Source organism: Roseofilum acuticapitatum BLCC-M154 (genome assembly GCF_030068475.1).
In the GTDB taxonomy this organism is placed as follows: Bacteria; Cyanobacteriota; Cyanobacteriia; order Cyanobacteriales; family Desertifilaceae; genus Roseofilum; species Roseofilum acuticapitatum.
On record NZ_JAQOSP010000116.1, the window covers coordinates 1 to 14,567 of the forward strand.

At 45.7% G+C, this 14,567-nt stretch carries 11 protein-coding genes; 6 read left to right on the forward strand and 5 right to left on the reverse strand.

Annotation, left to right across the window (positions count from 1 at the left end; genetic code table 11):
* Positions 1-225: 225 nt before the first annotated feature.
* Both PMG71_RS18190 and PMG71_RS18195 read right to left on the reverse strand, forming a co-directional pair.
* Positions 226-1,623, reverse strand: a complete 1,398-nt coding sequence (locus PMG71_RS18190) for a D-alanyl-D-alanine carboxypeptidase (protein WP_283755135.1) — start codon at positions 1,621-1,623, stop codon at positions 226-228.
* A 100-nt stretch (positions 1,624-1,723) separates the two neighbouring features.
* Positions 1,724-3,235 (reverse strand): ABC transporter permease subunit, encoded by a 1,512-nt coding sequence (locus PMG71_RS18195; protein WP_283755136.1) that lies wholly within the window; start codon positions 3,233-3,235, stop codon positions 1,724-1,726.
* 149 nt (positions 3,236-3,384) lie between these two features.
* On the opposite strand from PMG71_RS18195, the gene PMG71_RS18200 reads away from it, so the two are divergent.
* Genes PMG71_RS18200 through PMG71_RS18215 form a run of 4 tightly spaced genes read left to right on the forward strand, consistent with a single transcriptional unit; the run spans position 3,385 to position 6,209 of the window.
* Positions 3,385-4,137, forward strand: coding sequence for an amino acid ABC transporter ATP-binding protein (locus PMG71_RS18200; RefSeq protein ID WP_283755137.1), 753 nt, complete (start codon positions 3,385-3,387; stop codon positions 4,135-4,137).
* Between the two features lie 34 nt (positions 4,138-4,171).
* Positions 4,172-4,378 (forward strand): HindVP family restriction endonuclease, encoded by a 207-nt coding sequence (locus PMG71_RS18205; RefSeq protein ID WP_283755138.1) that lies wholly within the window; start codon positions 4,172-4,174, stop codon positions 4,376-4,378.
* Positions 4,375-5,322, forward strand: coding sequence for a DNA cytosine methyltransferase (locus PMG71_RS18210; protein ID WP_283755139.1), 948 nt, complete (start codon positions 4,375-4,377; stop codon positions 5,320-5,322). The genes PMG71_RS18205 and PMG71_RS18210 overlap by 4 nt, the downstream gene beginning before the upstream one ends.
* The gene (locus PMG71_RS18215; protein WP_283755140.1) at positions 5,322-6,209 is read left to right on the forward strand and encodes a DNA adenine methylase; all 888 of its coding nucleotides are present in this window, start codon (positions 5,322-5,324) and stop codon (positions 6,207-6,209) included. The genes PMG71_RS18210 and PMG71_RS18215 overlap by 1 nt, the downstream gene beginning before the upstream one ends.
* A gap of 157 nt (positions 6,210-6,366) precedes the next feature.
* On the opposite strand, the gene selD is transcribed toward PMG71_RS18215, so the two are convergent.
* Both selD and PMG71_RS18225 read right to left on the reverse strand, forming a co-directional pair.
* The gene (selD, locus tag PMG71_RS18220; protein ID WP_283755141.1) at positions 6,367-8,604 is read right to left on the reverse strand and encodes a selenide, water dikinase SelD; all 2,238 of its coding nucleotides are present in this window, start codon (positions 8,602-8,604) and stop codon (positions 6,367-6,369) included.
* A gap of 34 nt (positions 8,605-8,638) precedes the next feature.
* Complete coding sequence (locus PMG71_RS18225; protein ID WP_283755142.1) at positions 8,639-10,213, reverse strand: B12-binding domain-containing radical SAM protein; 1,575 nt, start codon at positions 10,211-10,213, stop codon at positions 8,639-8,641.
* 187 nt (positions 10,214-10,400) lie between these two features.
* Between PMG71_RS18225 and PMG71_RS18230 the strand changes: the two genes are divergently transcribed.
* Positions 10,401-11,150: a GDSL-type esterase/lipase family protein gene (locus tag PMG71_RS18230; RefSeq protein WP_283755143.1), complete on the forward strand. Its 750-nt coding sequence runs from the start codon at positions 10,401-10,403 to the stop codon at positions 11,148-11,150.
* An 80-nt stretch (positions 11,151-11,230) separates the two neighbouring features.
* Here PMG71_RS18230 and amt read toward each other — a convergent pair whose 3' ends face one another.
* Positions 11,231-13,732, reverse strand: a complete 2,502-nt coding sequence (gene amt / locus PMG71_RS18235; RefSeq protein ID WP_283755144.1) for an ammonium transporter — start codon at positions 13,730-13,732, stop codon at positions 11,231-11,233.
* A gap of 149 nt (positions 13,733-13,881) precedes the next feature.
* Between amt and PMG71_RS18240 the strand changes: the two genes are divergently transcribed.
* On the forward strand, positions 13,882-14,520 hold the full coding sequence (locus tag PMG71_RS18240) for a ThiF family adenylyltransferase (RefSeq protein ID WP_283755145.1): 639 nt from the start codon (positions 13,882-13,884) through the stop codon (positions 14,518-14,520).
* Positions 14,521-14,567 lie beyond the last annotated feature (47 nt).

A 14,567-nucleotide genomic window follows, 5' to 3' on the forward strand; every position in this document is an offset into this window, starting at 1 on the left:
CCGCGAAGCGGAAATACCCTAATTAAAAATCCAGGGAGCAAGATGCTCCCACTCCAGTCATATCAAAGAATTCGAGGAGTGCGGGCATCTTGCCCGCTTCTTAACAAATTTTCATGTCCGCTTGCGGAAACCGGACTTGATATAAGTCAATGAGTAAGGTGGGCAGTGCCCACCCTACTTGTTAGTGTCTCTTTTCCCATTAATCTGGACTTCATATTACTTTTGCTATTGTACTTTTTGAATCCGAGATCCAGTGACTGGGGACAAACTGGGTTTTAAGTTTTCCGGTAAACGTGATACAGCTCCCCATTGGCTCACGAATTGACTAAGAAAGGCTTCTTGCTCTGGGCGAAAATCTTCGTAATAGCTGCCACCATTAAATATGGCAAACCAAATAACCCCCTTTTGGCTGGTGGGTAAGGCTCCAGCTAAGGTGCTGACGGCATAGAGACTGCCTGATTTAACGACGGCAAATTGAGGTAAGGAGCGGGAGTTTAAGATGCCTTCATCTTGTCCGACAATGGCGACGACATCACCAACCGTCATTTGATGGGGCTGTAAAAGTTTCTCAATTCCTAAGAATAAACCGATCGCCGCTCGTGGGGACATTTGGTTTTCTTCCCCTAATCCCGACCCATTAATCAGTTTGATCTCGGCTGGGGGAATACCGGCTAAAGCAGCAGATTTTTGAGCGACTATTCCTGCTCCTCCCACCATGCGGGCGAACATTTCAGCCATGGGGTTATTGCTGTATTGGTTCATTTTTTTCAGCAGTTCAGCCACGGGTAGGGAGGAATAGCGCAGGAGGGGTTTAATATTAGTGGGGGCAGTGGTGACGGTTCTGACCAAGCCTCCGGCGCTCAGTGCGGGTTGTGGGGTGTCTGCGGGTAGGGTTTCATACTGCATGTAGGCTTGATCGGGCCAAAGCTGTACATTTAAGCCTTGGCGTAAGAGAGCGCCGGAGGTTTTGGGATTGTCTTCATAGTTCATGTAAAATGAACCGACGATGACTAGATCTCCGGTGACTTGTTTGATTCCCATCTCGGTTAAGGCATTGCCGAGGGCGATCGCATCTTCCCAGACAAAAAACGGGTCGCGATCGCCGATAATCACTAAATCCCCCTGAATTACTCCATTTTGTAGGGTTCCGGTATAGCCAATTTGGGTAACAAATTGATGTTTGGGGCCAAAAGTGTCTAATACCGCTAGGGTGGTAGCAATTTTGGTCACCGAAGCAGCCGGTAAAGGGGTTGTACCTTGATGATTAGCCAGTAAAGTATCTTCCGACTGCATCCATACACCTTGACTAGCTTTGGCATAGCCTTTGGTCGCCATAGTATCAAGCATTTGCTGCACTTGGGCATTCACCTGGGGATCGGGATTTTCGGGGGCAGCCAGTTGGGTAGTTGGTGCTGCCACAGGGGTTGGACTCGGTGAAGGGCTGGGGGTTACCGCTTCCGGAGTTGTAGGTACATTCGGTTGAGACACATCTGGGGGAGGTGCTGGCGGTATAAAAGCATCTTCAGATTCACAGCCGATCAATCCTAACGTGGCGATCGCCGGTAAAATCATTCCAGCACCCATACGAGAAACCAAACGCAACATCATTAACTTTCTCTCCATTACCGATTACCAGCGCTACTCAAACCTTACCACTTTTTGCAGGTTATTTTTGACCACAGAGACACAAAGAACACTAAGAGATGATGGTAGCTTGAAGGTTTTAAGTTTTAAGCGCTTTTTTCGGGCGCTGTAAGGGGTTCATTCTTGCTTCTAACCATTTAAAGGCAAAGGAGGAGAGGGTGGTTAAGATCAGATACATGAAAGCGACGGCGAGATAAATTTCAAAGGCTCGATAGGTCGTTGCTACCATCAGTTGTCCTTGGCGGAAGAGTTCTTCAAAGCCAATGACAGCAACTAAACTGGTGTCTTTAACTAGGGTAATGAATTCGTTGCCTAAAGGGGGTAACATGCGCCGTAAGGCTTGGGGAAAGATGACATCTTGCAGGGTTTGTAGGGGACTCATGCCCAGGGATTGACAGGCTTCCCATTGACCTTTATCAATGGATTCAATGCCACCGCGCATGATTTCGGCGAGGTAGGCGGCGACGTTTAAGCTTAGGGCTAAGACGGCGGCGGGGAAGCGATCGAAGCTAAAGTCTAGACCTAATTCTCGGAATAAGCCGGGTAGTCCAAAGTAGATCATGAAGAGTTGGACGAGCATGGGGGTTCCCCGGAAGAAGTCTACATAAATGCGGCAGAGCAGGCGCAGGGGTTTGTAGGGGGAGATGAGGGCGATCGCCACTGCTGTGCCGCCAATTAAGCCAAAGCCAAAGGAAAGGGCAGTCAGCAGTAAGGTGATGGTGGAGCCTTGAACTAAGTTAGCAAAGAGTTTGCCCCAGTCGAACGTAATCACTTGTTCGGTTTCGAGGGAGGGAGGAACTAGGGGTAATTCAGGGGGTTCGCCAGCAAACCAGGTTTGATAAACAGCTCGATATCCGCCATTTTGAATCAGTAATTCTATGGCGTTATTGATGTCATCTATATAAGGGGAGTCTTTAGGTAGGGCAATGCCATAGTATTCTTCGGTGACTAATTCTCCGACGACTTTTACGCCTTGTAATCCGGCTTCTTTGATGGCATATAAGGTGACTGGGCCATCATTAACTACGGCATCGACTTTGCCATTGATGAGTTCTTGTAGGGCTAAGGATGCGGAATCAAAGGAACTGACGGTTGCGCCTTCTATGGTGCTGGCTTGCTGGGCCCCCGTTGTACCAATTTGAACGGCGATCCGTTTGCCTTCTAAGTCTTCAAAGCTTTGAATATCGGTGTTATCGTTTTGAACGGCGATCGCCAAACCCGCTTTAAAGTAGGGACGAGAAAAGGATATGGTTTGCGCTCGTTCTGCGGTGATCGTCATGCCACTAATGGCAGCATCTACGGTGTTGGATTGGAGGGCGGGAATAATGCCATCAAAGGGTAAGCTGATAAATTCAATGTTCAGTTCAGCCGCTTCACCAATGGCTTTCATCAGATCGATATCAAAGCCAATCAAGTCTCCCGTGGCTTGATCTTGCATTTCAAAGGGGGGAAAGGTGGGTTCGGTGGCGACTTGGAGGGTGGGGGGGGATTGGGCAATGCTGGATACACTGGTGAAGAGGACGACCAGCAGACAACTGGCGATCGCCAGAAAAACCTGTATTTTGCGGGTGAATCCCTTACTCCCCATCATCCTCAACCCTCTCCTCTAGATAGAATCACGTTAGACCGTTGTTTAGTATCGACGGTTGATTCTGCAATAAAAGTAATGGCGGATACATTTTATCGATAGAGGATTTAGATATCTTAAAACCCAACTCCCCTAACGATGGTTTAAAAACTATGGTCAACTCAGCAACTGCCGTTATTGAATGTCAAGACTTACACAAAAGCTTTCACGATCTGGAAGTGCTAAAAGGAGTGACAACGACACTGCATGAAGGGGATGTGGTGTCAGTGATTGGCCCTTCTGGATGTGGTAAAACGACATTTTTACGGTGTTTAAATCGTCTGGAGTCGATCAATAAAGGACGCTTGGAAGTAATGGGGATTGATATTTCCCATGCCCAAGTGAGTCAAGCTACCCTGCGCCAACTTCGCAGTCGGGTGGGGATGGTGTTTCAGCATTTTAATTTGTTTCCCCATTTAACGGTTTTACAAAATTTGATGCTTGCCCCCATTAAGGTCTTAAAAGAATCGGAATCGGAGTGTCGAGAACGGGCGATTCATTACTTAGAAAAAGTCGGGTTAGGCAATAAGGCAGCGTTTTATCCGGAGCAGCTTTCGGGGGGACAAAAGCAACGGGTGGCGATCGCCCGCAGCTTATGCATGAAACCCAGTGTTTTACTGTTTGATGAACCCACCAGTGCCCTCGATCCGGAGTTAGTGGGGGAAGTCCTCAGCGTCATGAAGCAACTCGCGCAAGAGGGAATGACAATGGTGGTCGTCACCCATGAGATGCAATTTGCGCGGGAAGTCTCTAATAAGGTGCTATTTTTCCACCAAGGCATTATTGAAGAGTCGGGCGATCCACAAGCGCTCTTTACCCAACCGAAGAGCGATCGGCTCAAATCTTTCCTCAGCCGTATTAGTTAGAGTTAAGCTTAAGGAAGATAACAACCACTCTTCCATGAATTCTAACCTTCTCAAACCCAGTTTATTTGGGATTCAATATTCCAATCGAGATTTTACACGAAAAGAAGCTTGGGGTAAAAATTGCTTTAATTCTTCGTTTCCAGCTTCTCTTTGTGCTTATTTACATAGTCGTAATTTAGACAATATCTACCTGAAACTCAATTCCAATTTAGCCGTTGAGCATTCCACTGAAGCACAATGAAAACAGTAGACTTATTTGCTGGATGTGGAGGAATGTCATTAGGATTTCAAGAGGCTGGATTTAATCTAGTAGCCGCTTTTGATATCTGGGAAAAAGCCATACAAACCTATCAAGAAAATTTTGATCATCCCATTTTCAAACAAGATCTATCTGCTGTAGATGCTTACGAGAGAGTAAGCCATTTTCAACCAGAAATGATTATTGGGGGGCCTCCTTGCCAAGATTTCTCTAGTGCAGGGAAACGGGATGAAAGTCTAGGTCGCGCTAATCTGACACTTAGTTTTGCTCATATTGTTGTGAAGCTTAAACCCCAATGGTTTGTAATGGAAAATGTAGCTAGAATTTCTAAAAGCCAGATTCTAAAAATTGCATATAACCAATTCAAAAAAGTTGGATATGGACTTACCTCTTGTATTCTAGATGCCAGTTATTGCAGTGTTCCACAAACGAGAAAGCGCTATTTTTTGATTGGTCATTTACAGGGTAAAGATGATGCTCTAAAGCCAATTTTGCAAAAAAATAAATCTGAGAAGCCGATGACTGTGTTTGATTATTTAGGGGAAAGTTTAGGCATTGAATGTTTTTATCGTCATCCCAGAAGTTATAAGAGGAGAGGTGTGTTTAGTATTTATGAACCGAGTCCTACCATTCGGGGAGTCAATCGTCCCGTTCCTAAAACTTATCAAAAACATCCAGGAGATGCCGGAGATATCGATCAACATTTAAGAGCTTTAACTACTTTAGAACGCAGCTATTTACAAACCTTTCCAAAAACATTCAAGTTTCAAGGGAATAAATCTGAATTAGAGCAAATGATTGGCAATGCAGTCCCCGTAAAATTAGCTGAGTATGTGGCTTTATGTATTAGAGAATATTTAGTTACTGGCGATCCCTTAACCCAACATAATGTTAATAAAGGTTCAATAACTATGGGGATATACTAATGGGTAAACGAATTGCTTTTGGGTGGTATGGTGGAAAATTTAATCATCTTAACTGGCTTCTTCCTTTATTGCCAGAAGCCACCCATTATTGTGAACCATTTGCGGGATCTGCGGCGGTTCTCCTCAATCGTAAACCTTCTCCTGTAGAAACTTATAATGATATTGATGGAGAAGTGGTCAACTTTTTTCGCGTTTTGCGCGACCAAAAAGAAGACATCATTCAAGCCATTGGATTAACGCCTTTTTCCAGAGAAGAACTGAGAATTGCTGTTGAAGAACCCAGGGAAAATTGCTCAGAACTCGAAAGAGCAAGGCGTTTTTTCGTTCGCGCTCGTCAGGTGAGAACGGGACTTGCTCAAACCGCTAGTGCTGGAAGATGGGCCCATTGTAAGCTCACCAGTCGAGCAGGTATGGCAGGAGCGGTTTCCCGTTGGTTAGGTTCTGTTGAAGGACTCTCGGAGATTGTACAAAGACTGTTACGGGTGCAAATTGAACAGGGCAGAGCCATAGAAGTGATTGGGCGATATGATAGTCTAGACACCTTATTTTACTGCGATCCTCCTTATCCCCATGATACACGAGGCGATCGCCATGCCTATGCATACGAAATGACGGATGATGATCATCGAGAATTAGCCGCAGTTTTGAACCAGGTTCAGGGAAAAGTAGCGATATCCGGCTATGATTGCAATCTCTTTGCTCATCTTTACAAAGATTGGAACCGTATTGAAGCACCCTCCAAACAATGTTTATCTGTTAAACAACCTCGGACAGAGGTACTTTGGACAAATTATGATATTCCAAAACAGGGAAGTACATGCCAGAACCCATCGACATCCTCAATGCCGCTTTTAGACAAGCTAATGCCAACTTACACTCCTCATTGATTGATGATATCAATATTAGACAAGCTGCTAACTATATCGGAATACTACTAATGGGTTCAGAAGCAGGCAAGATGCTCGCATTCCTGTTGCAGTGTGGGAGAGTCTTGCTCCCTAATTCCTTAATTAGGGTTGTTTTTCTGGACTTGATATGACTCAGTTATTCCTCATTAACACTTAACTGGATGGGGGGCAGATCGCCAGAGGGAAGATGAACTTCACCGATAATAGCGCTTTGGGTATAGCCTAAATCTTGCAGGAGTTTTAAGCATTCATCCGCTTGAGGTTGGGGAACTCCTGCAACTAATCCCCCAGACCATTGAGGATCGAAGAGGAGGGGATAAAGGGGATGGGAGCTAAAACTAGAACTATTTTGCAAATAGCGATCGCTCCCCTGGTTTTGCTCATAGAATGGACTCAACTCCATTTGATGTAAACTCTCTGATGCTCCTTCTAAAACTGGGAGACAATCCAAATTAAGGCTCAGACTCACAGAACCGAAATCCACCATTGTTCCTAGATGTGCCAATAAACCCAAATTTCCCACTGCGGTGCAAGCGGTGGCCCCGGTTTCCACAAAGGTTAGGGATGCGGGATAATTGGATTGGGTCATCGTCGCGATCGCCCCTTCTAACCATCTTGCCCGACCCTTATACTGCTCTTGAGCCGCTAGGAGAGCGCCAACCCCTAGGGGTTTAGTCAGGATTAATACTTGTCCCGGTTGTAATTTTTGGGGATGTAAAAGCTGTTCGGGATAGGCATAACCTTGACTGGCAAATCCCAAGGATAAACTCGGCCCCAAAGAAGCACGACATCCGACCAACTGGGTTTGACTAACCATCAGCGCTTTTAGAACTCCAGAGATCAGTTGATAGAGGGTTTCTTCCTGTTGCGGGGGGAGACTATTGGGCAATTCTATCCAACCTAATAGACTGTGGGGAGTTGCACCCCTGGCCAAAATGGGATTCAAACAATGATGGGTGGCCGATATGCCGAATACATAGGGATCGCGCAGACGATCAGTGAGTAAATCCATACTCTCGATTAGGATACCCGGACTGACCGATGAGAGGGCTAAATTGGCCCCAGGATGGGTGATATTGATTAAGGATTCTAACTTGGGTTTTTCGGTAATAATCCGTTGGATGGCTGAAGATATGCGCTCTGGGGGAATAGGAAGGGGAGTGAAGGGGGGAGCAGTGGGCGATCGCCCCAAATCCTCAAACTGAGCCATAAATCGGCGATCGATCCAATCCTTCCAGTGCCAGAGGAGCGGGTTGGGCCCCAGTCCCCACTTACCCCAAGAGGCGATCGCCTTCCCATCCCCCGTACCAATTAACCCTAAGATCTGCTCTTGGGGGCGATAGGGTTTCGGTGCTTTCCCCAAAGCAGCCTGTTTCAAATTTTCATATAAAGGCTTGCCTTGGCGCACCGCAAACACCCCCGCCTTGGGGCGCGTATAATTCACCATGGTAGCAATATCGCCAGCCGCAAACACCTGGGGATGGGAAATCGACTCAAGAGAATCCTTGACTAAAATAAACCCATCCTTATCGGTGGCTAAACCGGCCGCCTTTAACCAGGGGGGAGCCGAAGCTTGAGTCACCCAAAAGATGCGATCGCACTCTAAGCTAAATCCAGACTCACACTGAATTCCCTGCTCTGAAACCTGGCTCACCCGTTCCCCTAAATGCAATTGAATATCCCGTTTCCCCATTAACTGGGTAAGCCGTTTACGCACCACTCGGTTATGGGAAGGCATAATCTCTTGCCCCTGATGGAACAAATGAATTTCGGGAAACGAAGCCGTATACATGACAAAAGAAGCGTCAATATTCCGCATTCCCCCCGTCGCTTGTCGGCACACAAATAAACCCTGTTGCATCGTCAGGGCTAACTCAACGCCCCCTGCACCTGCGCCCACAATGGCTAGTTTTAGGGTTTTGGTCGGATGACGGGCAAAGGCTTCAATGGTCTCTCGCCAACGGTTGAGAAACTGGGAAACCGGTTTAGCGGGTATAGCATACTTATCCGCTCCAGGCACTTGGAGTTGGTTGGGGGTACTGCCAATATCAATCGAGAGCAGGTCAAAGCGGACGGGGGGACGATGGGCAAGAGAGACTTGGTTGCGCTTTAAGTCTAGACCAATGGCCTGATCTCGGTACAGTTGGGCCCCAGCAAATTGACAGAGATGGTGTAGGTCGATGTGAGTTTGGTCAAAGCTGTAAAACCCGGCAATATGCCCCGGTAACATCCCAGAATAGGGGGTGTGTAGGGTATCGGTAATTAGGGTAAGACGCACGCCTGGAATGGGATTGAGAGCAAACTGACGAAGGGCGATCGCATGGGCGTGTCCTCCACCAATCAATACAATTTCTTTGCTCAGGGTCTGGGCCATGGGTTTAGAGCATATAAAACTGAACTATAGTTTATCAAGCAACCTGCTCTCTTGAACTCAAGTTGGGTTGGTAGGCTTTCAGCCATGGACTGAGATGACCATTAGAGTCCGTAATGGCGATCGGATCGAAGTATCGAGCTTTATCGGATGGAGTAATGTTAGGGGGGTAGCGATCGTATTGAGGATCTAGCACATCTTTGCCGCCAATATAATTCCTGATTAAGGTTCGAGAGCTAGTCTTGGATTCATTAATATGGCTTAAGCTCCCCGTATAAAACAAGTACATGGCTACGGGATGATTGAGTCCCATCTTCACTGTCTTTTTCAACAGATTCCAAAAAAACGTTTTGCGATCGCACAACTGTATCGTATCCCGGTAAAGCAAACTAAAAAACTGACCGTAATCTTGGTGAGCATCAATGGTATTACCATAAGCCAAGGCCTGACCATCCAAATCTCGCAGTCGCAAATTCGGTAAAAGTTCCCCCTTCTGTGCGCTTTCCCAGAACAATTGTGTACCGACCAATGGGGATACTGTAGTAAAGAAAAGCGGGAATGTCAGATTGTCCAGCTCGACAAGCTTTTGAATCTCCTGCTTCATCTGAGCCACAGAGGAAATGCGAGGATCGAACATATAGGGATAGGTCAGGACTATTCCTTGCTGTTGGACAAACCGAATGTCATCTAATACGTTGTCAAGATTACTTTTATTTTGCTTTTTGTTATGGCGATCGAGAAAATCATTATCAAACGACTCAATTCCTGTAAAAAGAACCTTACACTTAGAGTCAGCCATCATCGCAATCATATCCCGTTTCCGGAGCATGTTTTGAGTAATTAGAGCGCCCCAACCGCGAATTTTTTTAGATTTTTTCAAATAAGAGCATAGCTCGGTCATGTAAGGCAAATTGTTAGAAAAGTTATTATCAATAAAGAAAAGGAGAGGGAAAAGTCGCCGAATACTAAATCTAGGACTTGTGGCAATGGCTCGCTCTATGCTCTGTACAACGGTATCGATGCGATAGGTTGCATGATTAGCTCCTTCTGCCGGAATCACACAAAAGTCACACTTAAAATTACATCCACGAGAGGCTTCAACAAAGTGGTATTGGGGACGAATGCCACTGCGGGCTAAAAGCTCGTACTTAACAATATAATTGCTGACTTGAGTTTGGGGAGAACGATAAATCTGCTTCAGAGTTCCAGATTCAAAGTCGCGCAAGACTTCTAATGTACACTCTACCCCTCCCACACTCACCGCATTAAAAAACTCTGTTGCAAATTCCGGAAATAAAGTACAGATGTTGCCTCCAGCAACCACAATTGATCCCTGTTTTTGGAAGATATAGGATAATTGGCGCATCCGATCAAAATCTTTTTGTAAACCGGTTAAAAAGACGAGATCAGCTTGATCCGGTTGGGTAATATCATAGGGGCCTTGATAACTTTCGTGGTATAGCTTAACATCATATTTTTCAGTATCGATCTGGGACGCAACATGCAAACCGGCCATCGTTTGCATGGTGATTTTTTCCTGTTTATAGGAGCGATCTTGGTGAAAATGGGTGCAGATAATTAAAATGCGCTGTTGTCTTTGTTTTTTTGCCATTACTTAGACCTATTCAATTCTACAATAATCGACGCAATCTTCAACACGAATAAGATAATCTACATTAGAGGTTTAATTTGTAAATTTTCTGTTACAGTGTACAACTATATATGAAGCGAGTTCATCAGCCTGCTGGTGAATTGCGCCTGATGATACGGCTGTCCACCCTAGTTTGAGCGTTCTGTCCATGCACTATTGTCCTATTGCATCAGCGTCCCAGAGTTCAACTCGTCCCTCTCAGAAGGGTTCTACCCTGAAAATCATTGCCTTTGGCGATAGTCTGGTTTATGGCTTTGGGGATGTGGAAGGTGGGGGTTGGGTGGAGCGCCTGCGCCGCTCGTGGATGGCTCCAGAGAGTGCGGGCCATGTAGTTTATAATTTGGGGGTTCGAGGCGATCGCACTCCGCAGGTTGTCCAACGGTTAGAATGCGAGTTTTGTCGCCGGGGAGAGTTGCGAAATCGTCTCCCAGATTTGTTGATCTTATCAGTAGGATTAAATGATTCCGCTTGTGTGTCTCGTTCCCAAGGGCGCAACTATACCGATTTTGATAAGTTTCAGGCCGAATTGAATTATTTATTAGATCAAGCCCAAGACCTCTGTCCCGTGCTATTTGTGGGGATGGTTCCGGTGGATGAGTCTAAAATGCCCTTTTTAGATTGTTTGTACTATAACCATGAGCAACAATATCGCTACAAAGAAGCCACCCGCCAAGCTTGCCAACAGCGCCAAATTCCCTATTTAGATTTATTCGATCTCTGGATGCAACATTCCCTCAGTTGGCAACAGGAGCGCCTCGGCTCCGATGGACTCCATCCGAATGTGTTGGGATATCAAACCATTTTTCAACAAATTTGTGCGTGGGAACCCATTCAGAGATTGGATCGGGGGGTTATTTTACCTCAAAGCGTGGGGCGATCGCTGCAATATAGTGCTTAGAGCCTATTTGAAGGTAGCGATCGCCTCTAAAGTCGAAAGCAGCGCAAGTAAGCAGAGGCGGCGAATGGGTTCGATATTAACTATTTCCGCTTAAAGACCACCAATGTAATATCATCATACATCTTGTGGGAGCCGATATAAGAGCGAACATCGGTAATTAGGCGATCGCGGATTTCCTCGACTGAATGATGCCACACCTGAGTGATGCGATCGCAAAATCGCTCTAAACCATAATGCTCACCCGCCTCATTTTCCGCTTCCGTAATCCCATCCGTATACAAAATACCACCATCCCCCGGATTCAAATCCACCACCACTGAGTCAAAAAACGCCGAAACATCCTCCAACAACCCCAAAGGAATCCCCAAATCAATCGTATCAACACGCTCTATCTTGCCCTCTGCACGCACAATCAATAGCTCCTCATGTTGACCACTCAACCTTAACTTGCCTTGGGCATAATCCAAAATACTTAACGTTAAATTTTTCTCCGATTTCATGCGTTGCACATTATGATAAATGGTGCGATTCAAAATATCTAAAAAACGCTCAGGATCGGCTTCTTGCGTTTCTAACAACGTCCGTACAGCCGTTTGCACCATAATCGACAACACCCCACTTTCTAAACCATGACCCGTCACATCCCCAATGGCAATTTTTACCCCCTGATTGTGAAATAAAACATCATAATAATCCCCGCCCACCTCCGTAGCCGGTTCCATAAATCCAGCAATGTCTAAATCTGGAATAGCAGCCAACTCTTCAACTTTTGGCAATAAAATTTTTTGTAACTTTCGAGTGACCTCCAACTCCGAACTCATCCGGACATTCTCCTCTTGAAGTCTCTGATTCAAAGCCAAAATTTCCCGATTCGCTTTCGCCAAATCTACTTCCGTTTTCTTCCGTTGGGTAATATCTCGAAACGTCCCTACATAAAATGTGCGATACTCTCCTAAATTCGCTTTCATTACAGTTGCTTCTAGAGGAAACTCTTCCCCATTCGATCTCACGCCAATCACCTCATGTCTGCCCGGTTTAATCAACTCTCGAATCACCGTTAACCGGTCAGCTAGGGGATAATCTGGAATGGCAATCAATTGATGAATCGATAATCCCATAAACTCCGAGAGAGAATAGCCAAAAATCTTTTCTGCACTGGGATTGGCTTTAGTAATTTCTAAATTGTCTAGGGTAAAAGTTAAAATTCCATCGCTGGCTGTATTAAACACCGCCTGAGTTTTACTCACCGCTTCCTCTAAAGCTGCCATCACCTGATTATAACGATGGGCAATTTGTCCCACTTCCGTAAAGGGTTCTACCGGTACACGCAGAGCTAGATCCTGATTATTTGCCTGCTCTTGCATCACTTGAAACAAATCGTGGATTTCAGTTTTTGCCTGATGCTCAGAAATATTCAATCCCACCTTTTCTTCTGCTAAAGAAACCCGCAGAGCAATCAACTGATTGAGACCCCACAAAATTCCGTAAGTCAGAGAAAATGCCCAAACTCCAGCCACCACAATTCCTAATACTTGAATACCAAATTGTTCCCGCACTGTTAACCCTGTTCCCAGAATTCGGGGATCGCCAAACCAAGCAACGGCCAAGGTTCCCCAAATGCCTGCTCCTCCATGAACCGCAATGGCATCAACCGCATCATCAATTTTGAAATCTTCCAAAATTTGAGCGACAATCATCATAATCGTTGCACCAATAGTGCCAATAATAACGGCTTCTAGAGTCGTCACCGCATGACAAGAAGCAGTAACAGCAACCAAACCAGCTAAAGACCCATTCATTAGGGCTTCAACCTGGGGAATTTTCCGCCGATACCAACCAATAGCCGCACCGGTAATCATTCCTGAAGATCCAGCCATCAGAGTATTGACCATAATTCCCGGTACTTTCTCGTTGAGGCTTAAGGTGCTACCCCCATTAAATCCTAACCAGCCGAACCAGAGGAGTAGAGTGCCTAAAACTGCCAGTTGCATATTAGACCCATAGATTTTGCGAGGGAGTCCCGAATACCGAAATCGTCCGGCACGGGGGCCAACCACCATTAAAGTGGCTAAAGATACCCAGGCCCCAATGCTATGAACAACGGTGGAGCCAGCAAAGTCTACAAATCCCAAATGGCCTAACCAACCAGCCGAATTTCCGGAGTTCAAACCATTCCAGGCCCAACAGCCAAAGATAGGATAAATGAAGCCAGAAACGAGACCTGCAACCACCAAATAGGAGACAAATTTCATCCGTTCTGCGACTGCACCGGAAACAATGGTAGTTGAGGTGCTGCAAAACATGGTTTGAAAGAGAAAGAAAGTGGCGACGGAGGGGGTACTAATATTAATAAAAAAGTTACTGGTTCCTAACCATCCGCTAGGATTTTCTCCAAACATTAGGGCATATCCGATCGCCCAAAACAGGCTCACCGAAATTCCAAAATCAGCTATATTTTTAACTGCAACATTGATGCTATTTTTGGAACGAGTCAGACCGGATTCTAGACACATAAATCCGGGTTGCATGAGAAAGACCAGCCCGGAACAGACTAAAACCCAAAGAATATCCGTCAGATTCATAAAATAGGGGGATCGGCGATCGCCCCAGAGTCAGCAGATCTTGCTCTCTCCCTAAATCCTTCTCTCAGGGTAGAGAGAGTTTTCTCTAAGGCTTAAGTTTTAACATTATACAATGGAGATCCCCATTCTCAGATCTGGCAGGCATTACCATGTCCATGTTTTTCCATGAAGAATTACACCGTACAGCCGCCGTAATCCAAAAGCTGCAAAGCTTTCCAGTCACCATTTGTGGGGCGGGTGCTTTGGGTGCAAATCTGACGGAGAATTTAGCCAGAACAGGACTCACTCAGATTAAGGTGATTGATGGCGATCGCATTGAGGAACGTAATCTCTCTACCCAACCCTATTATCAATCGGATGTGGGCGCTTATAAAGTGAAAATCCTCACCAATACCCTCTATCGCGCTTTAGGCATCAGTTTGCAGGGTATGAATCAACGCTTAACCGATGACAGCGTTCATAAATTGCTCAAAGGTTCATCTTTGGTGATTGATACGTTTGATAATAGTCCCAGTCGCCAAAGTGTCAAAGACTATTGTCAAAGCAACCAGATTCCCTGCTTACATATGGGATTAGCTGCTGAATATGCCGAAATCATTTGGAACGATCGCTATCGCGTCCCTTCGCCAGCCAATGATGATGTCTGTGACTATCCCCTAGCTCGCAATTTAGTCTTGCTCACGGTTGCTGTTGCTTCGGAAGCGATCTTAAAGTTTATTAGCGATCGACAGCAGCACAGCTATACCATTACATTTGCCGATTTTTCCATTACTCCAATCAATCTTTGATATCAAGGCAGTAGGGTGAGTATTTCCCACCCTACCAGAGAGCAATT

What these genes read in the sequence shown, in the direction of transcription:
- PMG71_RS18210 (WP_283755139.1), top strand. Translation starts at nt 4,375, where the DNA reads ATGAAAACAGTAGACTTATTTGCTGGATGTGGAGGAATGTCATTAGGA.
- amt (WP_283755144.1), bottom strand. Translation starts at nt 13,732, where the DNA reads ATGAATCTGACGGATATTCTTTGGGTTTTAGTCTGTTCCGGGCTGGTC.
- PMG71_RS18215 (WP_283755140.1), top strand. Translation starts at nt 5,322, where the DNA reads ATGGGTAAACGAATTGCTTTTGGGTGGTATGGTGGAAAATTTAATCAT.
- PMG71_RS18240 (WP_283755145.1), top strand. Translation starts at nt 13,882, where the DNA reads ATGTCCATGTTTTTCCATGAAGAATTACACCGTACAGCCGCCGTAATC.
- PMG71_RS18205 (WP_283755138.1), top strand. Translation starts at nt 4,172, where the DNA reads ATGAATTCTAACCTTCTCAAACCCAGTTTATTTGGGATTCAATATTCC.
- PMG71_RS18200 (WP_283755137.1), top strand. Translation starts at nt 3,385, where the DNA reads ATGGTCAACTCAGCAACTGCCGTTATTGAATGTCAAGACTTACACAAA.
- PMG71_RS18195 (WP_283755136.1), bottom strand. Translation starts at nt 3,235, where the DNA reads ATGATGGGGAGTAAGGGATTCACCCGCAAAATACAGGTTTTTCTGGCG.
- PMG71_RS18190 (WP_283755135.1), bottom strand. Translation starts at nt 1,623, where the DNA reads ATGGAGAGAAAGTTAATGATGTTGCGTTTGGTTTCTCGTATGGGTGCT.
- selD (WP_283755141.1), bottom strand. Translation starts at nt 8,604, where the DNA reads ATGGCCCAGACCCTGAGCAAAGAAATTGTATTGATTGGTGGAGGACAC.
- PMG71_RS18230 (WP_283755143.1), top strand. Translation starts at nt 10,401, where the DNA reads ATGCACTATTGTCCTATTGCATCAGCGTCCCAGAGTTCAACTCGTCCC.
- PMG71_RS18225 (WP_283755142.1), bottom strand. Translation starts at nt 10,213, where the DNA reads ATGGCAAAAAAACAAAGACAACAGCGCATTTTAATTATCTGCACCCAT.